We start from the raw sequence: 23,330 nt of genomic DNA, 5'->3' as shown, positions 1-23,330 counted from the left end.
GGCGGGGCAGGCGGGGGGGGGGGGCCCCCCCCCCGGGGCCGGCGCCCCGGGCGGGCGCGCCGGGGGGGGGGGGGGGGGGGGGGCCCCCGGGGGGGGGGGGGCCCCCCGCCGCGGTGGCCGAAGGGGTCGCCGAGCCGCTCGGGGACGTGGACGCGGAGGGCGACGGGGCGGACGGCGAGGCGGAGGCTTCCTCGCCGCCGGTCCCGGCCCCGACCTCTGAGGCTCCCGCTCCCGTTGGGGCGGTGGCGTCCGCCGCCGCGGTGTTCTGCGGGTCTGCTGTGCCGCATCCGGCGGTAAGCGCGAGGGCGCTCAAGACGGCCAAGGTGACCAGCATCTGTCGTGACGCGGTGCGCACGTGCGTACGTGCGTACTCCTTGAACTCGGAACCAGGAACTCGGGCGGACGGGCCGTGAACGGATAGGGCGGGGTGATTCAGGACCGGGGAAGTCGGTTGCTGCAGGTGGCGCGGCCGTACGTCCCGCTGGCGGTTGCGCGCTGGACATGCGCGCCACGGACGGCGAGGGTGCAGGCCGCCTGGCCGCCCCGGTAGCCGAGGACGATGGCCACGGTCGGGTCCTTACCGAGGGGGACCTGCACGGTCTTCTTCCACGGCAGGGCGGCGTCCTTGACGCCGGTCGCGGAGCCGGACTCGTTGCGGGCGAGGTAGGAGATCTCGGCGGTGCCGTCACCCGTGACCTCGTACGTCACCTCGGCGGTCGGGACGGCGTGGGGGGCGGGCTGCTCGTTGGTGGCGAACCCGCCGTAGCCGACGAGGCCGCCGCAGGCGAGCAGCATGGCGGCGGCAATGGCTATGCCCTGACGCCCTGTGCCCTGAAGACCCGCACTCTGACTCCCACCGGATTTCTGCTCGCCCTTCTCATTCACCTGGTGGTGGCCCTTTGTCTCCGGTCCCGTGATTTCTGAGGATTCGCTGGCTGGCATGGCAGAGCCCGGCTTTCGGTGAGTGGGATGAAGCCGAACCGGGCGGTTATACACCACGACGAAACAGCAGCGCGAGCGACCGGAAGAAAGGGGCGAACCGCCCGCCATTGGGCCGCCATTCGTCCCCGAATGTCCGCGGGGTTGACGCCGCCCGGTCGACCTGACTAGAAATCATCACGCCCCTGGCCAGGGGTGACGCATGTTCACCCCGCTGCCGGCCTGAAATTTCAGGTCGGTTTGATTGGCGTGCCCACTTTCCGCGGAAAGGGCCGCCCCAGAAAGGGCATTGTGAAAGTAAGGCTCGGGAGATTCATCTCCTGCCTTGTGGTGTCGGCGGTCGCAGGTACTGCGCTACCGCAGGTGGCTTACGCCGCCCCGGCACCCAAGGAAGACGACGGAAAAGGCGTTGTCGACACGGTCAAGGGTTGGTTTTCGGACGACGATGAGGGAAGGGAACTGGCCAAGCCGCCGGTCGGCGGCAAGCTGGAAATACCGAGCCGGGAGAAGCTGCCGAAGGGCAAGAAACTCCCGAAGGCCAAGCGGGTCAAGGAGCTGACCGATCGGCGCACCGCGCAGGCCCGTTTCTGGGAGATGTCGGACGGCCGGGTGGAGGCCGAGCTGGCGGCGGTCCCCGTCTCGTACAAGGCCGGGAAGTCCTGGAAGCAGATCGACACGACGGTCCGCGCCACCAAGACCAAGGGCTTCGACTTCGCCAACACCGCCAACTCTGGGCGCAGCTGGTTCGGTTCGGACGCGGAGAAGCTGCTGCGTTTCGAGGCGCCGGACGGCCGCTCGGTCAGCCTGGGGCTTGAGGGCGCCAAGGAACTCCGCCCGACAGTCAAGGGCGACACGGTCACGTACAAGGACGCGGTAGCCGGCGCCGACCTCGAATACGAGGTGGGCCGGGGCAGGGTCAAGGAGAACATCGTCCTGGACGAGGCTCCGGACAAGCCCGTCTCGTACGTCTTCACCCTGGACACCAACGGGCTGCTCCCCAAGGCGCGCAAGGACGGGTCGATCGCCCTGTTCGGCGAGGCCCCTGGCACCCCGGTCCTGGTTATCCCGGCGCCGTACATGACGGACGCCAAGAAGGACAAGCTGTCGCCGACCGGTGGTACGTACTCCACCGAGGTCACCCAGAAGCTGACCCGCTCCCGCGACGGCAAGAGCTGGAAGCTCACGCTCACGCCGGATGCCAAGTGGCTGGCGGCGAAGGAGCGGCAGTATCCGGTGGTGATCGACCCGACGATCACCGTCGCGCCGTCGCCGTCGGCGTCGCAGGACGTGATGGTCCTGTCCGACCAGCCGTCGGTGAACTTCAACTCTACGTGGAAGCTGTCGGCGGGCAAGACCGACACCGGCCTTGCCCGCTCGCTGATCAAGTTCCCGCTGACCGAGATCCCGGCGGGGGTGAAGGTCGACGCGGCTCAGCTGAGCCTGTATTTCGACCAGTCCCACACCACCAACGCCAACAACGTCGACATTGAGGTGCGCCGGGCCACCGGCGCCTGGGACGAGGCGACGGCCACCTGGTCCAACACCAGCGCGCTGGCTGGCGAGCAGTCCGCCAGCACCGTGCAGCTCGACGACGGGGACGCGGGCACCGCCGCGGTCGGTGAGTGGCCCAAGGGCACCACGACCGGTGGCGCGGCGGTCAACGACGACTACGCGTACAACAAGAACACCGCGACCGGCGAGTCTTACACCTGGCAGCCGCGCATCGCGGACACGGCCGACTACCGCGTCGAGGTCCGCACCCCGGGCCTCGCGGACGCGACCGCGGTCGCCCCGTACACGGTGACCTCCGGTGAGGGCACCACGACGTACACCGTCAACCAGACCGGAGCCGCCGCCTGGAAGCAGCTGGGCACCAGCCAGCTCGACTTCTCCAAGGGCACCGCCGGCAAGATCGTCCTCGGTGACACCGGCGACTCCACGAAGCGGACTGCCGCGGACGCGATCCGGCTGGTGAACCCGGCCCAGATCCGCAAGGACATTGGCGAGTACAACCAGTGGCACAACTTCCGGGTCGCCGACACGGTGCAGAAGTGGGTCTCCGGCACCGCGACGAATCACGGCTTCGTCATCAAGGCCGTCGACGAGACCGCCACCGCGCCGACCGGGGGTCCGCGCTACGAGGCGGGTGACGGCAGCACGTACGGCGGTGAGACGTCGACCATCCCGCGCCTGACGGTGACGTACGGCAAGGTCGGCACCGCGCTGAACTCGCCGACCGTGGTGCACTCCACCGGCCCCGAGCTGTCCTGGCCGAAGTACACCAACACCACGGGCAGCCCGGGCGACGACATCGCCGAGTACCAGCTGCACCGCTCCACCCAGCAGGTGTTCACCCCGTCCGCGGCCACGCTGATCGCCCCGATCGACGCCACGGCGACGACGTACACGGACACCACGGCGGTACCGACCCCCGACACCAGCTCGGCGGAGATCGGCAAGTCGTACTACTACCAGCTCGCCGTCAAGACCAAGACGGGTGAGGTGCTCGGGTCCCCGACCCGTACCGTCGGCATCCCCAAGGCCGGCCGCACCATGAAGCTGGTCCAGGGCACCTCGGGGGTCACGGACACCACGCTCTCCTCCCAGCAGCCCACCACCAACCAGGACACCATCCAGTCCTTCGGTGTCGGACAGAAGTGGCTGAGCGTCGGCAACAACTCCGGTACGTACGGCAAGACCCGCACCGCGCTGAAGTTCTCCACCACCGGCATCCCCGCCAGCGCCACCGTGCTGGAGAGCAAGCTCTACATGTGGGGCGCGGAGACCACCAGCACCAGCAACGGCGCGATCTACGAACTCCACGGCCTGAACAAGGCGTTCACCGAGTCCACCGCCACCTGGAACAACGCGGCCACCGGGGCACCGTGGACCGCCCCCGGCGGCGACTTCTCCGCGACGGTCTCCGGCACCGTCCCGCAGATCACCGACGAGGTCGGCCGCCACTGGTGGGACGCCACCAGCCTCACCCAGTCCTGGGTCGACACCCCCGCCAACAACAAGGGCGCCCTGGTCAAGCTCAAGGACGAGACCACCACAGGACCCCAGGAACGAACCCTGTTCCTGGCCTCGGAGGCCTCCGACTACCAGCTCGGCCCGCTGCTGCGCGTCATCTACGTCGACTCGACCACCGAGGACACGTACTACGCGCCACAGACCCCCGCGCGGATGACCCCGAACTCCACCTACACGGTGGACATGACGGTCACCAACACCACCAGCTCGGCTTGGGCGGCCGGTGAGCGGCAGATGTCGTACACCTGGAAGCTGCCCGACGGCACGGACGTCACCAACGGCGGCAACCAGGTCTCCACCGCGATCCCGGCGCTGCTGCCGGGCAAGTCCGCGACGATCCAGGCGCAGGTCAAGACCCCGATCAACTCCGACTCGGGGAACAAGCGCAACGACTACGTGCTGGGCTGGGACGTACGCAAGACCGCCGACGGCACCTGGCTGTCGGCCGGCACCGGCGGCATCCCCTCGCTGAAGCAGAACGTAGCTGTGGAGGACCCGACCTCCAACCAGCTGGGCCTGGAGAAGTTCTACTCCTACGCGGGCAAGAACACCGGCGCGGGTTCGTCACTGATGAACAACACCGCGTCCGGCAACAGTGTCTGGCAGTACAACGCCTTCAGCAACCCGGGCCGCGGGCTGAGCACCTTCGCGCGCCTGGCGTACAACACGCAGGACACCTCGGACACCGTCCTCGGCCACGGCTGGTCCGGCCAGCTCGCCGGCCCGACGCGGCTCGGCGCACCGCTGGAATTCCACCCGAAGCCGAGCCCGACCGAGATCCGGCTGCCGGACGGCGACGGTACGACGCATGTCTTCCGCAAGCAGCCGGACGGCAGCTGGAAGGCCCCGGCGGGCGTCCACTACAAGGTCACGATGAAGTCGGGCCTGGACTGCCAGCCGAACAAGGACCCGATCCCGGACGCCTGGACACTCACGCGTCCGGACGGCACCCGCTTCCTGTTCGGCTGCGACGGCTACATGACGTCCGCCGTCGACAAGAACGGCAACACGCAGAGCTACACCTACGAAGAGCGCAAGTCCAACAACAAGCCGACGAAGTTCCTGAAGTACATCACCGACCCGGCCGGCCGTCAGACGCTGACCGTCGACTACTTCAAGAAGGGCGACGCCACCTACGCGTACATCAATGACTCGGGCGCCAAGGTCACCGGCACCAGCCTGAACAACTCCAAGATCTACGACCACGTGAAGTCCATGACGGACATCTCGGGCCGCAAGATCTCCTTCTACTACACCGACAAGGGCCTGCTCGGGCAGTTCACCGACGGAGACGGCTCCACCAACGGTGCGCCGAAGGACTTCACGTTCACCTACGACGCCACTCAGGGCAACAAGAACGTCAAGCTGGTCAAGGCCACCGACCCGCGGGGCAACGCGACCGACCTGGCGTACTACTACCCGAAGGAGGGCGACGACCCGAAGTACCACTGGTGGACGCAGACGATTACTGACCGGAAGCGTTTCGACACCGGTTTCGTCTACAAGCCGAATGCGGCGAACACCAAGTTCACCGACACGAAGGTCACGGACGCCGAGGCTCACTCGACGGACTATGTGACCGACGACTTCGGCCGCCCGGTCCAGATCACCAACGCCAAGTCAGAGACGACGAAAACGAGTTGGGACGCGGACAACAACGTCACCTACCTCGAAGAAGCCAACGGCGCCAAGACCGCCTACTGCTACGACCAGAAGACCGGCTACCCGCTCTGGCAGCGTGACGCCGAGAACAACAAGGCGGGCGTTCCCCCGTCCTCGGACTGTGCGCCGGGCACCTACCCGGCCAATGCGGCCAAGTACGAGTACCAGACCCGTGCCGACGGCTACTCGGCCGACATCTTCAGGAAGACGTCGCCCGAGGGCCGCACCCACCAGTTCGCCTATGACACCTTCGGCAACCTGAAGGCGGTCACCGACCCCAAGGGCGTCGCGACTGCCACGGTCGACGACTACACCACCAAGTACGAGTACGACTCCTACGGTCAGCTGACCAAGGCGATCGACGCCAACGGCAACCCGACCACCAATAGCGGCTTCGAGCCAACCGGTTACCCGAAGACCATCACGGACGCCCTGGGCAAGGCCTCGACGTACGTCTACGACGAGCGGGGCCAGGTCACTCAGGTCACCGATGCGCTGGGCAAGAAGGCCACGCAGACGTACGACACGTACGGACGTCCGCTGGTCAATACCGTGCCGAAGGATCAGAGCGCGGGTGTTCTGATCACCACACCGGCCCCGGTTTACGACGCGAACGACAACATCACCACCGCGACGGCGCCGAACGGTGCAGTCTCGTCGGCGGTGTACGACGCGGCGGACCAAGTCGCCTCGGCGACCGAACCGAAGGACACGGCCACCTCCGGCGAGCGGAAGACGACCTACACGTACGACAAGGTCGGCAATCTCAACAGTTCGACGGAGCCGAAGGGCAGCGCCACCGCAGCGGACCCGAACGACTACATCATGACCAACAACTACGACGAGATCTATCAGCTGACTTCGGTGGCCAACGCCATCGGGGACAAGGTCTCGTACGTTTACGACAACGTCGGCAACGTCACCACGGTCATCGACCCGAAGAAGAACGCGACCGCCGACACCGCCGACTACACGACCAAGACTGCCTACGACCTGAACCACAGGGTCACGCAGGTCACGGACGCGGCGGGCAAGAACACCTCACGTTCTTACGACAAGGACTCGCTTGTCGTCGCTTCGAAGGACGCCGAGAACAACGAGACGCTCATTACGTACGACGAGCGTGGCATGCAGTCCCAGACCAAGGTGCCGCACTCGGGCACCAGCACGATCACGTACCGGACGACCAAGGTCGAGTACGACCAGGTGGGCAACACCACCAAGGTGATCACTCCGCGTGGTGTGGACACGGCGAATGCCGACGACTTCGCTGCCCGGACTGAGTACGACGCGCTGAACCGGCCGGTGAAGCAGTACCAGCCGTACGACCCGAGCGATACCCGCTACAACAAGAGCAACGTCTACACGCAGACGTCCTACGACGATGTCGGCCGGGTCTCCAAGACTTCGGCCCCGCCCTCGGAGGGCCAGACAGTCCGCAACGACACCACGTTCGAGTACTTCGACAACGGCTGGGCCAAGTCCTCGACGGACCCCTGGGACATCGCCACCACGTACGACTACAACGAGCTGGGCCAGCAGACAGCAAGGACGCTGACCTCAGCTGGTGGCTCGTCGAACAGGACCATGGGCTGGAGCTACTACCCGGACGGCAAGCTCAAGTCGAAGACGGACGACGGTGTCCCGGTCGGCAGCGCTGTGGTGCTGACTGACAACTCCGACACCCAGCACACCTCCGCCACGGGCACCTGGTCAAAGGGCAACCTCACAGGCCAGCAGGGCTATGACCACCAGGTCCATGCCTCAGGCACCGGAACCGATGCCTTCACCTGGACCCTGAACACACCGAAGGACGGCTCCTACACCGCCTACGTCAAGTTCCCCAAGGTCACGGGTGCGGCGACAACGGCGAAGTACACGCTCACGCACTCCGGCGGCACGACCGACAAGACGATCGACCAGAACGCCGGCACCGGAACCTGGGTCTCCCTGGGCTCCCACACCTTCACCCAAGGCAGCACGGGCAAACTCCAGCTGTTCCAGAACAGCGGCGGTGCGGTCGTCGCGGACGGCGTCAAACTCGTTCGCAACAACTCCGGCGACAGTGACACCGAGAAAAAGACATACGCCTACGCGTACGACGTCAACGCCAACCTCACATCCATCGACGACACGTCCTCCGGCGCCAAGGTCGATGCCTACACCGTCGCCTACACCGGCCTGAACCAGGTCCAGAAGGTCACAGAGGCACTGGCCGGCCAGGAGAAGAAGTCAACGTCGTTCACCTACGACGCAAACGGTCAGACAGACACACTGACCCATCCCGACCAGTTCTCCAAGTACACATACGATCTGCGCGAGTTGGTCAAGACAGTCTCGGTCGGCAAGAGCGCAAGTGACGCCGCACCGAAGGCCACGTCGTACACGTACACCGACCGCGGCCAGAAACTGCGGGAGACGAAGGCCAACAGCAACACCGTCGACTACACGTACTTCCTTGACGGAGCGCTCAAGACTCAGGCCGAGAAGAAGCCGAACGGCACCCTGGTCTCGTCACACAGTCATGCTTACGACGCCAACGGGAACAAGGCGCAGGACGTGGCGAAGAAGATGAACGCCGACAACCACGCGGCGTATCTCGACTCGACCACTGACTACACCTACGACCCGGCCGACCGGCTCGCCAAGTCGGTCAAGACGGGCAACGGCGCGGGCACCGAGACCTACGTCCACGACGACAACGCCAACGTCATCAGCCAGACAGTCAAGGGAATCTCCGCATCCTTCACCTATGACCGCAACCGGCTGCTCTCCTCGGCGGCGTCGGGCACGACGTTTTCGTACACCTACGACCCCTTCGGCCGACAGGAGTCGGTCACCTCGGGCGGCACAGTAGTTGAGCGGAGCGTGTACGACGGCTTCGACCACGTCGTCGAGAGCGGCAAGCTCGATGACACCGGGTCGATGAAGACCACGAAGTACACGTTCGACCCGCTGGACCGCACTGCTTCGAAGACCGCGGACGGCAAGACCACCGACTTCAACTACCTGGGCATGTCGGCCGAGGTGCTGGGCGAAGAGGTCTCCGGTGCGCTCACCAAGTCGTACCAGTACAGCCCGTGGGGCGAGCGCCTTTCGCAGGTCAAGCACAACGGTGACGGCACCACCGAGGACGGCTACTACGGCTACAACAGCCACACCGACGTCGAAATCCTGACCGACAAGAATGGCGATGCGAAGGCCACGTACGGCTACACCGCCTACGGCAAGGACGACAAGGACGAGTTCACCGGTATCGACAAGCCCGACGCCGGCGACCCGACCAAGGAGGAGTACAACCCCTACCGCTTCAACTCCAAGCGGTGGGACGCCCAGTCCGGTACCTACGACATGGGCTTCCGCGACTACAACCCGGGCCTGAACCGCTTCACCAGCCGGGACATGTACAACGGCGCCCTCGCCGACATGAACCTCGGCACAGACCCGTACACCAGCAACCGCTACGCTTTCACCGGCGGCAACCCCACAAGCTTCATCGAACTCGATGGACACATAGCTTGTCGCGGCACTGGCCTCACCACAGTCTGCGGCGAGGACTTGATCGAGAGCACAAGTACGCCCCCCTCTGATGAGGAGGCCAAGGAAGTTGGCCTCGCGGTGTGCAGTTGGATCCCTATCCTCGGCCTGGGTTGCGACGCGTACGATCTCAAGCGATCGGTCGACGAGGGCGATAACTGGGCCATCGCAGCTGGCATTGTCGGCTTCTTGCCTTTCGGGGACATTGCGAAGGCTCCGCGTCAGTTGGACAACGTCAAGAAGGCAAAGGACTTGCGGAAGTCGGCCGGCGGCGTCGTCGGCGGGAGTAAACTCCCGGATGTCAATGGGCAATGGCTCAGAGGTTCCGCCGGTAATGCTGGAAAGGTTCCTGGTCAGGTGGCGCGCGCTCTGCAGGGCCGAGAGTTCAAGAACTGGAATGATTTCCGCGAGGCGTTCTGGGGTGAGATCGCCAAGGTCCCCGAACTGGCCAAGCAGTTTGGTGACAGGGATTACTACCGCATGAAGAACGGTGCAGCCCCCAAGGTTGACCCCACCCAGGCCGTCGGAAAGAACAACAGCTATGTCCTGCATCACCGGACGCCGATCCACGATGGTGGTGGTGTGTATGATCTGGACAACCTCATAATTGCGACGCCGCGGTATCACGCCGAGGCGCTGGATCCCGGCTATCATTACGACTGAGGAGGTGCGAAATGGCACTCGGTGCTCTCTCTCGAGATCAGCTCGTTGAGCTGGTGCAGCGTATCGTTGCCTTCGACGGTACCGAAGAGGAAGTCGATGCCATGGAGCAGTTGTTCGAGGAGAGTGTTCCGTACCCGGGGGCATACTCCTTGATCTACCGGCATGATCCTGAGCTGACTCCGGAGGAAGTGGTCGATATCGCTCTCTCGTACGAGGCTGTCGCGCCCCCCTACAGGCCAGACCCTCACTGAGTGGAAATCGGCGGCCCGTCATTCCGGTGGCGGGCCGCCGCTCCATGTTGGACTCCTCAGGATCCTGAGCAATCGGGAGCTCCAGGGGAATACCTCGAGATCTTCCATAACAGGCAAGGACGACAAGGACGAGTTCACCGGTATCGACAAGCCCGACGCCGGCGACCCGACCGAGGAGGAGTACAACCCCTACCGCTTCAACTCCAAGCGGTGGGACGCCCAGTCCGGTACCTACGACATGGGCTTCCGCGACTACAACCCGGGCCTGAACCGCTTCACCAGCCGGAACATGTACAACGGCGCCCTCGCCGACATAAACCTCGCCAGCGATCCGTACACCGGCAAACTGCTACGCCTTCACCAGCGGAAACCCGACCAGCCGCATCGAGCTGGACGGTCACGACTGGTGCGATGTGTGCTCAGACGTCCTCGACGCAGGTGGGGACGCGCTCGACGCGACCGCGGGGTGGGCCGGCCACAACTCCGACGCTCTGCAGGACGCCGCGCTCAGTACGCTCGAAATGGCCGGCGGAGTCGGCAGCATGGCCGGAGGGGCCACGCTGGTGGTCGGGTCCGTCGGTCTGCGTGCGGTGGGTGCCATTCCCTCCGTCGGCACAGTCTGCATCCTCAGCGCGGGCGGCTTGGCCGCAGGGGTCGGTCTCATCACGGCGGTCGCGGTGCTCGGCCCGAGGTTAGTGATTTCGTCGCCCTAGCCCTTCAGTCGTAGATCAGCATGTGTGCTGTAGTTCGTTGATCAGCTGGGGCGGGTAACTGGTGGACATGCAGGCACAGTTGTTGGACGTGCCGCTGCTGGTCACGGACCAGGAGCGGGCTGAGGATTTCTCTGACCAGCTGGAGTTGCTGTTGTTGGAGGTGGGTGGTGTCTTCCCGCGAGCAGATCTACGGCGCCGTGCCGGGGCCTGCATCCGCGGGTTGCTGGCGCCCCTGTCCCGCAAGAACGGCTGGCAACTGGCCGAGTACGGCGGGGAGTTGACGCCGTGGGGGCAACAGCACCTGCTGGACCGGGCCCGGTGGGACGCGGACGGGCTGCGGGACTTCGTGCGCCGCTACGTCATCGCCTCGCTGGAGGACGGCGGAGAGGGGGCCGGACCGGACGGGTGCGGGGTGCTGGTGGTCGATGAGACCGGGTTCGCGAAGAAGGGCCGGTCATCGGCCGGGGTGGCCCGGCAGTACACCGGCACACTGGGAGGGGTTTTCCCCTGCCAGATCGGGGTGATGGCGGCCTGGGCGACCGGGGCCGGGCAGGCGCTGGTGGACCGGGAGCTCTACCTGCCCAAGGAGTGGTGTGAGGACCGGGCGCGCTGTCGGGCCGCGCACGTCCCCGATGAACTGGGCTTCGCCACCAAGCCCAGGCTGGCCGAGCAGATGATCGAGCGGATCCTTGCCGACGTGCCGACCGGGCGCGTGTGGGTGGCCGCGGACGAGGTCTACGGCCGCGACGGGGCCTTCCGTGCCTTCCTGGAGCGGCACCGCCTGCCTTACGCCGTCAACGTGCCGGCCGACCACACGGTGCTGCCGCGCCCGGGCTGGCGGCACCTGGCCCGCCTGGTCGAACGCGTCGCGGGCGACCAGGACTGGGTCGAGCTCGCGGCCGGCCCGAGCCAACTGGACTCCCGCGCCTGGCAGTGGTGGGTGCGCCGCATCCCGGACCCCGATTCGGAGGTCGGGGAGGGGGCCTGGGCCCGGTGGGTGATCGTGCGCCGCCGCCCGACCGAACCCGACAAGCGGGATTACTACCTGGCCTGGGGCCCGCAGGAGACCGAGGTGGAGGAGCTGGTACTGGTGCCCGGGGCGCGCTGGCGGGTGGCAGAAGCTATCAAGCTGGCCAAGTCGGCGGCTGGGATGGCCGACTACGAGGTGCGCTCCTTCCACGGCTGGTACCGGCACATCACCCTGGCGCAACTGGCCGCCGCTTTCCTGGTCGCCCAGGCCGCCGTCGCACGCGAACAGGCCACTCCCCGGCCCGACGGGCCGCTGGGGCAGAGAGGGGGACTTCCGTGGTCCCACCAGCCTCGGTGACACCGCCCCGATCGCCTATACCGCCTACGAGGTCGGTCGACTCCTTGAGGCGATGGCCCCTCAGCCCGCACCGAAGGAGCGGATCCGGCACGGGCTGCACTGGTCACGCTGGCGCCGCTGCCACCAGGCCCTCGCCCGCGCCTGTCACCGCCGACGCAACCGCAGCCGCTCAGCCGCACCCGGCACCCCACGACCCCCGCCGAACAGAGCCGAGCAAACTACAGCGACGGTACTGATCTACGACTGAAGGGCTAGGAAAGCTTCCCTCCGAGAGAGGCGAACTTGATGAGGCTCTTGAGGACGCCGTCGAGCGTGCTGGAGCTCTCCTGGATCTCATTGAGCGTCCGGTTTGCTGACGAGGAGGCGCACGTTCTGGCCGAGTGTTTCGGTGAGGACCTGTGCTTTGGCCTGGCCTGGAATCTGCTGCATCTCATTGAGACCGCACCTTCCGCGCGTATAAGGCAGCCCGAGGGGGCAAAGCGCTGGCGCGATGGCCTGGCGAACCTGTAGTTGTGGCAGTCCGCTAACGGGCGGCGTCATCCCGAAAAGAGCCTGGTCGGAATTTCTTCCGGCGGGGCTCTTCTCGGGTGTCTGACGGCAGTAGTTGACGGCAACGTCAGCGGACGGGGACCGGTCCCGTTGCGGGAGTCCCGGCTGTTAGAGACGCAATCGAGGCGTCTGGCCTTCCTCATGACCCAACCGGCAACTTTGGCGCTGCCACTCACGTGGAAACCAAGATCGCTCTAGCAATGCGTAACAATGGCGTCACAAGAGCGACGGCGGTTATCAACAACCCGATGGGAGTCTGCTCCGGCCCGTATTCCTGCTCGACGGCAGTGCCATCGATTCTTCCTAGCGGGTCTAGCCTGACCATCTGGTGGAGAAATAGCGATGGGTGGAACGGGTTGACCCTTCTTGGAGGAGGTTGATCGTTAGGGATTGCTTCGACTGGTCGCTCCCTGGAGTACAATCTCCGGGGGGTGGCCAGTCCGCTTTTTACGCGAGTTGAGGGGAGAGTATATGCTGGAGTTGCATGCGTTCTTTCGGGGGCAAGTTTACTATTCTTTGTCAGGTGTCAGACTGGATCGCCTAATAGACGATGTGCTCGGCACGGCTAGCGGAAGTGGCCTTCTTTCGGGTGGCGAGGCAAGCGATATTCTCGCAACTTTTGTTCTTGCTGCTCCGCATCGAAACCCGGCCAAGGTCGACTTGGAGTTCGATAGCTATCTCCAGGTCATGGCAAATCTTCATAAAATGTATGGAACGCTAAAGTGGTTGCTTCCTGCTGGTTCTGTGGTTCCTGTGGAAGAACACTTGGCAAGTAACATTTGGCTGTCCAATAATCCAGAGCCACCCACTGTTGATCCGCTAATTGTTGCCGATATTGACAACGGTCAGATTTTGGATCTTCGTTGCACCTTGCCAATCTCCAAGGTGCGTATAGCTGTGGAAGAATTCTGTGGGCTTAGGACGGGAAAGCGCCCTGAGTCCATTAGCTGGGTTCCAGGTGACTTTAGAGGGCGCCGACTCGAGGGCGAGCAAGCCATAGTTGGGCCACGGTACTGTGAGGATCCTTGGTGTCAAGTTCCCACCTCGCCGCATAATTACCATTAGCCTCGATTCGTCAGCGGTCGCAGGGCGGCGTCGTTCAGGGAATCTGTCCGGTTTGATCACGTGATGCCGAGGGTAGTCAGTGGTTGGGTGGCGTCTCGGGAGTGCTTGCGCAGGCCGGCGGCGATGTTGCCGCAGCCGGTCAGGCGGAGGGCGTCGATGGCCAGGTTGCGCAGTGCGGCCATGGCCCGGGGTGCGGTCCCAGTGCGAACGTGTGAGGCGTCCTCGGCAAAGGTGGTGTCGCGGACGTGATGGATCCTGTTCTCGATGCCCCAGTGTTCGCGAACGCGGTGTGCGATCTCGGGGGCGTCGGCGTGCTCCGCTGCCAGGTCGGTGACCGCGTAGACGCGTTCGAGGGTGACTTTGCCGGTGGCGATGACGTGGCGGCGTCGCACTATCTGCACGGCCTGGACCGCGTGCGGGAAGCCGAGTCCGCGGGTGACGGTGGCGGTCTTGACACGGCGGATCTCGTCGCGGCCGTGCGCGGTGGCGCGGGTCTTGTCCATCAGCGGCACCTCCCGCCAGGGCAGTTGCTTCAGGTACTGGTGCAGCAGCGGCTGGTTCCCCTTGATCACCGCGATGTAGGGGGCCTGCTTCTCCTCCACCAGGAAGCGGGCGTGGGCGGTTTGTGAGTGCAGGGCATCGAAGGTGACCACAATGTCGGTCAGGTCGAGTGGGGCGAGCATCGGCCGGAAGACGGTGATTTCGTTGGTCTTGCCGCCCACCTCGCGCTGGGTGGTGACCAGTCCGGTGCCGGTCATCGCGGCGAGCAGGTGGACCTGGGTGCCGTCGGCGCGACGGGCGCCGCGCACGGTCTTGCCGTCCACGGCCAGCGAGTGACGGGGTTGCCGGGCTCGGTCCTGACCGGGTCGCGGGCGGCCGGGGTCGCGGGCAGCAAGCCAGGTGCCGATTGCCGTGTCGAGGGCGTCGCCGTCCACGCGCTGCAGGACCCGGCGCACCGTGGCCTCGGCCGGAGGGGTGGGACCGGACGGTTCGCGACCCAGGCCGCCGAGGGCGGTGAGTACGGCGGGTGATGCGTCGGCGGCCCACTCTGTGATCGCGGCGAGGGATTTCGCACCGGCCAGAACCGCGCACGCGGCGAGCGCGAGGATGAAGGTGAGGGGATGGCGCCGCCCCTCCGCCCGCCGGGGATCCGGCACCGCTGCGAGGCAGACCAGCAGACCCGGGTGGTCCTCGGGCTCGGCGGGCCGGACAACGGCGAGTTGGCTCAGGCCGGCGGGGATGGGCGATGATGAGCGGGCAGGCACGGTCTTCCGTTGTGGTGATCAGGGACTCGACACCTCATGATCACCCGGAGGCCGTGCCTGCCTCCGTTCCGACCCCCGCGAACTCCGCAGCCATGTCCGCCACCTGAACCAGCATCAAGTCGGACAGATCCTCTGAACGACGCCGCCCTGGCCACCCCGGCGAGGCGAGCGCGTAGAGGGCCTGCAGCAGCGTGTAACCGTCGGCGGCGTAGGCGAGCGCGAGTTCGTGCTGCTTGGTCTTGGAGGCAGGCAGTCGCCAGTTGTCGATCCGGTCTGCGTAGCGGTGGCTCCAGTCCTCCACCACCAGCACCTGGTCGACCCATTCGGGGCATGCGGCGGCCAGCGCGTTCAGGGCCGCGCGGACGCTCTCGCCGACCAACTCGAGTCGATTCAGATCCCGCACCGCGGCAACGATGTGTGTGGAGTCGGTGCGTTGGCTGCCGCCCGCCTGCACCAGATCCAGGGTCTGCAGGCGCTCCAGCAACAGGTCCAGTACACGTTCCTCCAGGCCGTGGGCGACGACACGCGAGCGGAACTCTGACAGCACGCTGTGGTCGAAGCCCGGATCCTCCAGGCCCAGGCCGAGTGCATATTTCCAGGCGAGGTTCTCGCGAACCTCGTCAGCAGCCTGTCGATCGGTAAGGTTCGCGGACTTCTGCAGCACCGTGACCAGTGCCAGACGCCCCGGTGACCAGCCCGGCTTGCCCACCTGGCCGAACGCGTCAGCAAAGGCCGCGTCCGGGAACAGCTCCCCGAGCCGGTCACGAACCTGCACCGCCAGCGGTGCCTCCCGCCTGCCCTGGTACATCGCCCTAATCGCCGCCGCGACCTGCGGATCCGGCTCAGGCCAGGACTGCGGCTGCATCGACACGAGACACTCCGATCCCCAAGGAATCACGACGAGATCAACGATCAGCATGATCCTATCCGCTGGAGTTGTCGTTCCTCAGCGATCAACTCCGGCTCACCGCAGGTGAATTCGAATTAGCCACCAAGATCGGACAGGGTCTCCGGACTGGTGCAGCGGCCAAGGGGACGGTGGCGGTGTGCTGCTTGAGCGCCGGCAGTTCCGCCCAGGACAGCTCCAGGGCGCCGAGCCGCACGGGGCCCAGTGGGGGCCGGCCAGCAGGTCGAGGATGAATTCTCCCGCGTCAGCGACGCCTGGCGGCTCATCCCGGTGAGGAGCCAGTCTCGCTTTCCTGTCGGGTGGCGGCGGAGCGGGGACAGGGCACGTTCCATGCCTCGGCTGCACGCCGCTGCGCCGACTGCGGAGGTATCGTCCCGGCCGCCGAGGGGTGGCCGGTGCTGTGGAGGGCGGCGGTGAGGACAGGGGCCAAGGCCTGCGCCGCGTCCTGCGGTGACAGTCGTACGTCGATCCCTGCCACGTGCAGTTCGGCGAGCTGTCCGCGCGGTGCTGTTACGCGAAGACGGCGGTGGGTGGCACCGGCCGGGGAGGGGTGCACGACCAGGGCTGCGCCCCTGCCCTCGGGGGAGTATCCGGCGGTATAAGTGAGCATCTGGTGGATGTCACCGGCCGAGGTGGATCTGTTGTCGTAGCGCTTGTACTTGGCATCCACGGCCAGGAGCATCGGCGGCGTGTTCGCGAAGAACAGCAGGACGTCCGGGCGGAACGGGGAGTGGGACGAGAGGTCACCGGATACCCTGATCGCCGAGTCGCCGGAGGTTGGCACCGGACGCCCCGACATTCCGGCGGCCACCTCGACCGTCATTCGCCGCACGACGGCCTCCCACAGATTCTCCATCCGCAGCAGCAGGGAATCGGCGGTGTGCCCGGTGTCGACCAGAAGGTCGTCGACGCCGCCTCCGTCCAGGAGCAGCCGGGCCCAGGCGTGGGCAGGGCGGTAGCGTGCGTTCAGTCGCGTGTACCTGGCTCTGGTGAGCATCCGCACGGCTGCGGCGCGGGTGGTGGGCCGGGGGAAGAGAGCGGCAGTTTCGGCTGCCGCCCGCGATGGCTCCCGGCGGTCGGCGAGCCGGGCCGCAAGGTCGAGTGCGGCGCTGCACACCTCGTTCTCCCAGATGGCGGCGTCCCGTTCGAAGGTGCGCAGGTGGAGCCGGTCGAGTTGGCCGTACCGCCGGGACACCTGGGCGGTCAGGTCCAGTCGTCCCCGCAGCACCGGCTCGACCAGGTCGCGGCGGACGTAGTCCCGGCGCAGGCCGCCGAGGAGGAGTGCGCGGCACTCCGCGACGAGGGCGGAGATGACCAGGTCCGTGAACCCGGCGCGGTCGGTCTCCCAGCCGCGGGGAGTCGCCGCGTGCCGGACCGGGAGGTGGAGGGCGTAGCACAGCCAGCTGATCAGTCGGCTGCCGTCCACGGCGGTCTTGGGTTCGATGACCAGCCGGATGCGGTCGAGGACCAGCACACCCACCGTCGACAGCGCCTCGATGCGCCAGCCGTAGCGCGTCTCGGACACCCTCAGGCACCGCTGGTCGGTGAGCGACCGCAGGCGGCTCAGATCCGTGTCGGTCAGCTGCTCCCTTTGCACTTCACGGCGCTCGTACTCGCCGAGGTGGATCTCCTCAAGCCGCGCGTGAGGATCACCCATCGAGTGCCTCGTCGGCGCCTGCGGCGATGAACTCCGTTGCGAGCGCGGCGGGCAGCTCGTCCGCGGGTATCCGCGCGAGGCGTCCGGTCTGCGGGTCGACCAGCGTGCCGAGCAGGTGCCGCAGCAGGTCGGCGCTGCCGAGGGTGTAGTCCTCCAGCAGCGGGACGATGTCGTCGTGGAAGGCGGCGGCGAGGTGCGTGTCGCTGGTGAGGGGTTCGCCGTCGCGCAGGAAGAAGGCGTGGCCGAGTTGGTGGTCGGCGTCCAGGAACCGGACGATGCGGGAGTTGAGCTCCTCGAAGAACGCGGCCAGGTCCAGTGGCCCCACCGACCCGGAGACTACGTCCGCGTCCGGACCCACCTCGATGAAGGCGAACCGGCGCCGGATCGCTGCGTCCAGGTGGCCGACGCTGCGGTCCGCGGTGTTCATCGTTCCGATGATGCGCACATTCGGCGGCACGGAGAACGACCGGCCGCTGATGGGCAGGACTACGGGCATGTCGCGCTTGTCGGGCTCGAGTAGGGTGATCAGCTCGCCGAAGATGCGGGGCAGGTCGCCTCGGTTGATCTCGTCGATGATCAGCAGGAAGGTGCGGTCGGGTTCCTGGGCCGCGGTGGTGCAGAGGTTGAACAAGACGCCGTCCGTGAGCTGCAGCGACAGCCCGCTGCCTGCCCGGGCCGGAGCGGGCTTGAAACCCTCCACGAAGTCCTCGTAGCCGTAGGAGGGGTGGAAGGTCACGAGGCTGACCGTGGGCTGGGCCGCGCCGGCGCCGTCCTCCCACTCGTCCTCGCCGAGGATCCGATCGGCCTCGCGCGGTGTCAGCCGGAACGCGGTGCCTTGCATGCGGTGCACCTTCGGCTCGCTGAGGCTCAGGATCGGATCGGTGTCGAACTCCTCCCAGGTGGGGCCGTCAAGCGGGCGGACCCACTCAACGCTGACGCACTCGTCCTCGCTGGACAGGTCGATGCCGGTGATGCGTCCCAGGGCGATGGCCTTCATCGTGGGTGCGCTTTCGTATCCGACTACGAGGTCGCCGGGCTGCATCTGCTCGAAGTTGCGGGCGAGTCGGCCCTTCCAGAGGGTGGCGCTGCCCTCCTTCTCCAGGTCGTCCCAGCGCCAGTCGCTCTTGTTCCGGCTGGCGACGAACAGCCATACCGCGGGCCGCTCGGCCGATCGGACGGTCGGCGACATCATCGCCTGCACGGCCTCGTGGCGCTCCGGCGCGGGCGCGTCGATCCGGTCCGGCCTGCCGGTCAGGGCCAGGGCCGCGCTCAGCGCGAGCCGGGTCTTCCCGGTGCCGGGCGGGCCGTAGAGGATGACCTGCCCCTTGCGCTCGAGTGCGTCGACGACCCGGGTGACCTGGGGAGGCAGTGCCGTGGCCGGGGCATCGGCGGAGTCCAGGCGGCCGGATTCCGCGGACGAGGCGTCAGCCGGTGCTGAACTCGCCTGTCGTGCTGCCTGCAACTGCTTCCACAGCTTCTGACTTACCGGGCCGAACGTTTGCCGCCATCCGTTCTGCGGCGAATCGAGGGCCTGCGCGTACGAGGTGTCCCACGAGACGCCGACCAGATGGGGCGCCTCGGGCGACAGCGCCTCGTCGTAGGTGTACCCGGCGTCCGTCACCGTTCCCACGGCCAGTACCTCGGACAGTCCGCGGTTCGTGACGATGCGGTCGCCCGGCTTGAGGTCGCGGTACGCCAGCAGGCGGCGGGCAAGGGCCAGATGCCCGCCTGCCTGCTTCGGCCAGTACTCCGTGAGCGATTCGCGGAGCTCCCTGTCACTGCCGTACTCGGCGAGGTTCCCCACTTCTCCCCAAGCCACGCAGATGTGGCCGTGTCGGAGGCAAGCCTCCCAGAACGAGGCCTGCTGCCCCGGGGCGACCTTCAGGAGCGTCGGGGACTGGGGCCGCGGGTCAAACGCCTGGTACAGCAGACGTACGACCTCATGCGAGCTCCAGTTCTCCAACTCGGGCCGTGCCAGTACCAACTCGCGCAGCTGCCGGTTCAGCCGCCAGGCCGGGGCACCGGAGGGTGACCCGCCGAGAAGGCCGATGAAGTGCCGCAGGTGATCGCTGGAGTAGACAGGGAGGAAGTCGTCGGGGAAGTACGTGGCGAGGGACTTCGTCACCAGCGCGGGACCGTAGGCGAGCACCTCCAGGTCATCCACCCGGTCGAAGGCGCCGTCCCCGGCCGCCTCGAACGCCGCGACGAACTCCCTGCACAGCCGATGCCACGCATCCTCAGGGCTCAACCCCTTCAGCGGCGCGGACAGCTTCCACTCTCCGCTACGGTGCAGGAACATGATGTGCTTGGCGGCCGCGCCACCCCTGATGCTGCCGAGCGCATCGGTGTGGAACTCCATCCGAGCACAGAAGGGCGCACCCCACTCCTGACGGTCGGCGAACCCCAACGCATACCGCTCCAGCGGCAACTCCGGCCAACTCTCCAGAGGAAACTCACGAAGTATCCGCTGCCGCTGCTCCTCGGCCTCCGCCAACTCCCCAGCATACGAGCCACGGTTGAACGCAGCCGCAGCGGCTGCCAGAGCGTCCTGTTCCATGCCGCCACTATGGCGCACTTCGGCGCAACGCACCGGAGCGCCACAGAAAGACGCCGGGAGCTCTGCATCGCGGTGCGCGCTGGGGGCCGCTTACGCGAACCGCGCCTTGAGCGGAGCGAGGATGACCGCCGCGGCCTTGCGCATTGTCCTCGCCCATCTCCAGGTTGTCGGTCGGGGAGCATCGGGAACGGCATCATCCACCAGCGCAGCCCAGGGCTGTCAGCATGCGCACCGAGATCCGTCGTGAAGAACGTCCAGGCAGCCTCGTGCATCTCACGGAAGACCGGCCGCAGATAGCCGGCGATCGACAGCCGTGAACCCCTGGTGATCAACTTAGTTGCCCGGCGACACAGGTCGGCGATGATGTCGATGTGGTCGGGCATCCTGTCCTGCTGGGCTCCGCACCGCATCACGACGAAAGTCCGTGCTGGCCCCACCTCGTGGCGTGAGCAGTGTGGAGGACGCGGACTATCTCGGTGCACGATTTAACTGGCAGTACCCCCGCGCCCTTCGGGGAGCCGTGCATTGACGGATCAGGTTCACGAGGGACGCGGGCAGGCCTCCCGCAGAACTTTTTGAATTCATCGAGCCGATCCCGGAAGATCTCCCCAGCGTGCCGACGTCAAGGGCCTTCGTCACTGCCCCCTACCCAGCCACTCCTTCTCCGAAGTTGTACATGAATCCAAACTGGATCCAGCTCTAGCCTCATCGGCATGGAAGAGACCCCTTCACCGTCGGTGCCGAAGGTCGTGACCACCGCCGACGCTCGTAAAGGTTTTGCCGATCTCCTGGATTTCGTCCAGAGCACTGGCGATTCGGTGGCGATCCGCCGCTACACCACGGTCGTAGCCCACCTGGTCCCGGAACCGCCGGCCGACGACGCCCCGGCCTACTCGCTGGCGCAGGTGCTGCAGGCCCTGGACGCGGATGACTTCCGCACGGAGCCCGGCCGGATCAGCGTGGCCACGGCCTGCGAACTGCTGGAGCGGGGGATCACCCGGATCGAGGACTGGCGACAATGGCGGCGAGCAGCCGTCGCCGGAGGCCGAAGTGCAGATCTGGACGACTCCCGTCGGCCAGGAAGAAGTGCCCAGCAGCGAAGCTCAGGTGACCATCGAGGTCACCAAGGTGAAGTTGAAGGCCGGGACGCCGAATCACGGTGCTCCTCACAGCATCCGGCAGCACGATGACAGCCGCAGCGTTGACCTGCTCGTGATTGTCCTGAACGTCGAGGGCGGCGGCGTGTACGGTGACGAGCACCTGCTGGTCAAGGAGTCGACAGTTCGGCCCGGACGGTCTTGCCGCCGGGTGGGTGGGGGACGCAGTCCCAGTGGTCGGCGAGGGCGGCGACGAGCAGCAGGCCGCGGCCGCCGGAGTGCAGCGCTTCGGGTTCGGCGTCCGCCGGAGGGGGCTGCGGGTACACCTCCCCGCGGGCGTCGGTGACTTCGACGCGGAGGCGGCCGGCCGCCGGGTCGAAGACGAGCGTGAGCCGGAAGCAGCGACCGGGCACGAGGCCGTGGAGGACGGCGTTGGCCGCGAGCTCGGCGACCACGAGTTCGGCACGCTCCGTGAGGCCCTGCGGGGCGCCCCAGGTCCGCAGCTCGGTCACGGCGAGCAGCCTGGCCAGCCGGGCGCCGCGCCGTGTGGACGACAGGAGTTGGGTGAAGGTGCGGGAGAGGCGGTCGACTTGGGGCAGTGCGTGGTTCATGGCGTCAGAGTGACGGTTGGAGGCGCCTGGGGGCGAGAGCCGCACCCCGTACGCGGAGTAAGCGTACGGGCACGAAGAGTGGACAGTACGGCGTCTCTTCCGTCACGCTGAGTGGCGAGCCCGGGGCGGTGTCAGGAGCCGTCGTGGTGTGGTGCGGAGAGAGGCGGGGCGGATGGGCATCGGTGTGGGGGAGGCGGCTGGGGTCGTCGGCGCGCAGGGAGTTCCGGCGGGGGAGTGGGAGCGGGAGCCCCATCCGTCCGACAGTCTGCGCACGTTCGGTGCGGTCGTCCAGGCGCTACGCGAACACGCGGGGCTCAGCCGGATCGAGCTCGGCGCCCGGGTCCAGTACTCCAAACACACGGTGGAGTCGGTGGAGTTGGGCCGCCGGATGCCGGACGGGGTGTTCGTGGAGCGTGCGGAGGCAGCGCTCGGAAACACCGGTGCCCTGCGGAAGGCCGCTTGTCATCTCACCCGGGGCGAGGCGGGGCTCGCGGCGTGGTTCCGGCGGTGGGCGCGGCTGGAGCGGGAGGCGGTGAGCCTGTGCACGTACGAATGCCGGTTGGTGCCGGGGCTGCTGCAGTCGGAGGCGTACGCGCGGGCGGTGTTCGACAACAGCATCCCGTTGCTGACCGATGAGCAGGCGGAGGCGCAGCTCACCGCGCGGATGGAGCGTCAGACGATGTTGCGGGAGCGGCCGACCGTGCCGTTCGCCTTCATCGTGGAGGAGTCGGTGTTCCGGCGCGGGCTGGGCGGTGTGCGGGTGCAGTCGAGCATGCTGGACCACGTGCTCGAACTCACCGCGCCGCGCAACGTGACGCTGCAAGTGGTTTCGTTGGAGCTGGAGTTCCATGGGTGTCTGGACGGACCTGTCCAGCTGGTGGAGACCTCGGAGGGGCGGCGGCTCGGGTACTCCGAGGGCCAGCAGAACGGGCGGCTGATCTCGGACTCGAACGAGGTGAGCCTGCTCTGCCGACGCTATGACACACTGCGCTCGCAGGCCCTCAACCCCAAGGAATCCCGGGACCTGCTGGAGCGACTGCGAGGAGAGCTATGAGCAGCAGTACGACGGAACTCGCCTGGTTCAAGTCCAGCTACAGCGGCACCCAGGGCGACAGCTGCGTGGAGGTTGCGATTGCCGAACGGGTCGTCCACGTGCGGGACTCCAAGGATGTGACCGGCCCGGCCTTTGCCATCGGCCGTGAAGGCTGGGGGCAGTTCCTGCGGTTCGCGTCGGAGCGCTGAGCGACTTGAGGGTGTGCCGTCCGCCGTGCCGGGTGCTGGAGCGGTGGACGGCACACCTTCACTGCTCCTCCGGACTCCTAGATGATCGATTCCAAGGGATCGCCTGCGCGCATAGAAGGAGGGAGTCCAACGTCATTGTGTGAAGACAGAGTTGGACTCGCTCGCGACCGCACTCTATGTGAAGACCGACGACCTGTTGAAGGATTCGCCGCAGTTTGCCCCGTGGCGGCCGGCTGTGGGCATTGCGCCGCAGCT

Annotated in this window: 14 protein-coding genes and 2 pseudogenes; 10 read left to right on the top strand and 6 right to left on the bottom strand. The window is 66.7% G+C overall.

From position 1 onward, the window contains the following. Positions 1-432: 432 nt before the first annotated feature. Positions 433-885, bottom strand: coding sequence for an MmpS family transport accessory protein (locus ACFU6I_RS41155; protein ID WP_384377386.1), 453 nt, complete (start codon positions 883-885; stop codon positions 433-435). Positions 886-2,229: 1,344 nt separating this feature from the next. Here ACFU6I_RS41155 and ACFU6I_RS41150 point away from each other — a divergent pair. The 6 genes and pseudogenes from ACFU6I_RS41150 (at position 2,230) to ACFU6I_RS41125 (ending at position 13,054) form a co-directional block, all read left to right on the top strand. Beyond that, positions 2,230-9,834 carry a DNRLRE domain-containing protein gene (locus ACFU6I_RS41150; protein ID WP_384377394.1) on the top strand — a complete coding sequence of 2,535 codons (7,605 nt, stop codon included), beginning with the start codon at positions 2,230-2,232 and terminating at the stop codon, positions 9,832-9,834. An 11-nt stretch (positions 9,835-9,845) separates the two neighbouring features. Continuing rightward, complete coding sequence (locus ACFU6I_RS41145; RefSeq protein ID WP_384377383.1) at positions 9,846-10,085, top strand: hypothetical protein; 240 nt, start codon at positions 9,846-9,848, stop codon at positions 10,083-10,085. 112 nt (positions 10,086-10,197) lie between these two features. Next, positions 10,198-10,486 (top strand): annotated as a pseudogene (locus ACFU6I_RS41140) (RHS repeat-associated core domain-containing protein); the annotation flags it as partial. Between the two features lie 379 nt (positions 10,487-10,865). Beyond that, entirely contained in the window at positions 10,866-12,125 is a 1,260-nt protein-coding gene (locus ACFU6I_RS41135; protein WP_384377391.1) for an IS701 family transposase, read from the top strand. A 312-nt stretch (positions 12,126-12,437) separates the two neighbouring features. Next, positions 12,438-12,635, top strand: a complete 198-nt coding sequence (locus tag ACFU6I_RS41130) for a hypothetical protein (RefSeq protein ID WP_384377380.1) — start codon at positions 12,438-12,440, stop codon at positions 12,633-12,635. A gap of 158 nt (positions 12,636-12,793) precedes the next feature. Then, the gene (locus ACFU6I_RS41125) at positions 12,794-13,054 is read left to right on the top strand and encodes a DddA-like double-stranded DNA deaminase toxin (protein ID WP_384377388.1); all 261 of its coding nucleotides are present in this window, start codon (positions 12,794-12,796) and stop codon (positions 13,052-13,054) included. Between the two features lie 741 nt (positions 13,055-13,795). Here the strand turns inward: ACFU6I_RS41125 and ACFU6I_RS41120 are convergent. From ACFU6I_RS41120 to ACFU6I_RS41105, 4 genes are all read right to left on the bottom strand, one after another. Further along, the gene (locus tag ACFU6I_RS41120; protein WP_384377377.1) at positions 13,796-15,004 is read right to left on the bottom strand and encodes an ISAs1 family transposase; all 1,209 of its coding nucleotides are present in this window, start codon (positions 15,002-15,004) and stop codon (positions 13,796-13,798) included. 40 nt (positions 15,005-15,044) lie between these two features. Next, the gene (locus ACFU6I_RS41115; RefSeq protein WP_384377374.1) at positions 15,045-15,923 is read right to left on the bottom strand and encodes a transposase; all 879 of its coding nucleotides are present in this window, start codon (positions 15,921-15,923) and stop codon (positions 15,045-15,047) included. A 250-nt stretch (positions 15,924-16,173) separates the two neighbouring features. Next, the gene (locus ACFU6I_RS41110) at positions 16,174-17,568 is read right to left on the bottom strand and encodes an McrC family protein (protein WP_384377371.1); all 1,395 of its coding nucleotides are present in this window, start codon (positions 17,566-17,568) and stop codon (positions 16,174-16,176) included. Then, positions 17,561-20,125, bottom strand: coding sequence for an AAA family ATPase (locus ACFU6I_RS41105; protein ID WP_384377368.1), 2,565 nt, complete (start codon positions 20,123-20,125; stop codon positions 17,561-17,563). Before ACFU6I_RS41105 ends, ACFU6I_RS41110 begins: the two co-directional genes overlap by 8 nt. Positions 20,126-20,838: 713 nt before the next feature. On the opposite strand from ACFU6I_RS41105, the gene ACFU6I_RS41100 reads away from it, so the two are divergent. Continuing rightward, the gene (locus tag ACFU6I_RS41100) at positions 20,839-21,315 is read left to right on the top strand and encodes a hypothetical protein (RefSeq protein WP_384377365.1); all 477 of its coding nucleotides are present in this window, start codon (positions 20,839-20,841) and stop codon (positions 21,313-21,315) included. 77 nt (positions 21,316-21,392) lie between these two features. On the opposite strand, the gene ACFU6I_RS41095 is transcribed toward ACFU6I_RS41100, so the two are convergent. Beyond that, positions 21,393-21,833: an ATP-binding protein gene (locus tag ACFU6I_RS41095; RefSeq protein WP_384377362.1), complete on the bottom strand. Its 441-nt coding sequence runs from the start codon at positions 21,831-21,833 to the stop codon at positions 21,393-21,395. Positions 21,834-22,005: 172 nt separating this feature from the next. On the opposite strand from ACFU6I_RS41095, the gene ACFU6I_RS41090 reads away from it, so the two are divergent. The 3 genes and pseudogenes from ACFU6I_RS41090 to ACFU6I_RS41080 all read left to right on the top strand — a co-directional run. After that, on the top strand, positions 22,006-22,887 hold the full coding sequence (locus ACFU6I_RS41090; protein WP_384377359.1) for a Scr1 family TA system antitoxin-like transcriptional regulator: 882 nt from the start codon (positions 22,006-22,008) through the stop codon (positions 22,885-22,887). Next, on the top strand, positions 22,884-23,075 hold the full coding sequence (locus ACFU6I_RS41085) for a DUF397 domain-containing protein (protein WP_384377356.1): 192 nt from the start codon (positions 22,884-22,886) through the stop codon (positions 23,073-23,075). Before ACFU6I_RS41090 ends, ACFU6I_RS41085 begins: the two co-directional genes overlap by 4 nt. Positions 23,076-23,214: 139 nt before the next feature. Further along, positions 23,215-23,330 (top strand): annotated as a pseudogene (locus ACFU6I_RS41080) (IS982 family transposase); the annotation flags it as partial.

The sequence above is a fragment of the Streptomyces sp. NPDC057486 genome, assembly GCF_042802415.1.
Classification (GTDB): Bacteria; Actinomycetota; Actinomycetes; order Streptomycetales; family Streptomycetaceae; genus Streptomyces; species Streptomyces yanii.
The sequence above is the reverse complement of the archived record's forward strand: the minus strand, read 5'-3'. Positions and strand labels throughout refer to the sequence as shown.

Coding starts and splice junctions, on each gene's coding strand:
- ACFU6I_RS41150 (WP_384377394.1), top strand. CDS start 2,230: ATGGTCCTGTCCGACCAGCCGTCGGTGAACTTCAACTCTACGTGGAAG.
- ACFU6I_RS41145 (WP_384377383.1), top strand. CDS start 9,846: ATGGCACTCGGTGCTCTCTCTCGAGATCAGCTCGTTGAGCTGGTGCAG.
- ACFU6I_RS41135 (WP_384377391.1), top strand. CDS start 10,866: ATGCAGGCACAGTTGTTGGACGTGCCGCTGCTGGTCACGGACCAGGAG.
- ACFU6I_RS41115 (WP_384377374.1), bottom strand. CDS start 15,923: ATGCTGATCGTTGATCTCGTCGTGATTCCTTGGGGATCGGAGTGTCTC.
- ACFU6I_RS41110 (WP_384377371.1), bottom strand. CDS start 17,568: ATGGGTGATCCTCACGCGCGGCTTGAGGAGATCCACCTCGGCGAGTAC.
- ACFU6I_RS41105 (WP_384377368.1), bottom strand. CDS start 20,125: ATGGAACAGGACGCTCTGGCAGCCGCTGCGGCTGCGTTCAACCGTGGC.
- ACFU6I_RS41100 (WP_384377365.1), top strand. CDS start 20,839: ATGGAAGAGACCCCTTCACCGTCGGTGCCGAAGGTCGTGACCACCGCC.
- ACFU6I_RS41095 (WP_384377362.1), bottom strand. CDS start 21,833: ATGAACCACGCACTGCCCCAAGTCGACCGCCTCTCCCGCACCTTCACC.
- ACFU6I_RS41090 (WP_384377359.1), top strand. CDS start 22,006: ATGGGCATCGGTGTGGGGGAGGCGGCTGGGGTCGTCGGCGCGCAGGGA.
- ACFU6I_RS41085 (WP_384377356.1), top strand. CDS start 22,884: ATGAGCAGCAGTACGACGGAACTCGCCTGGTTCAAGTCCAGCTACAGC.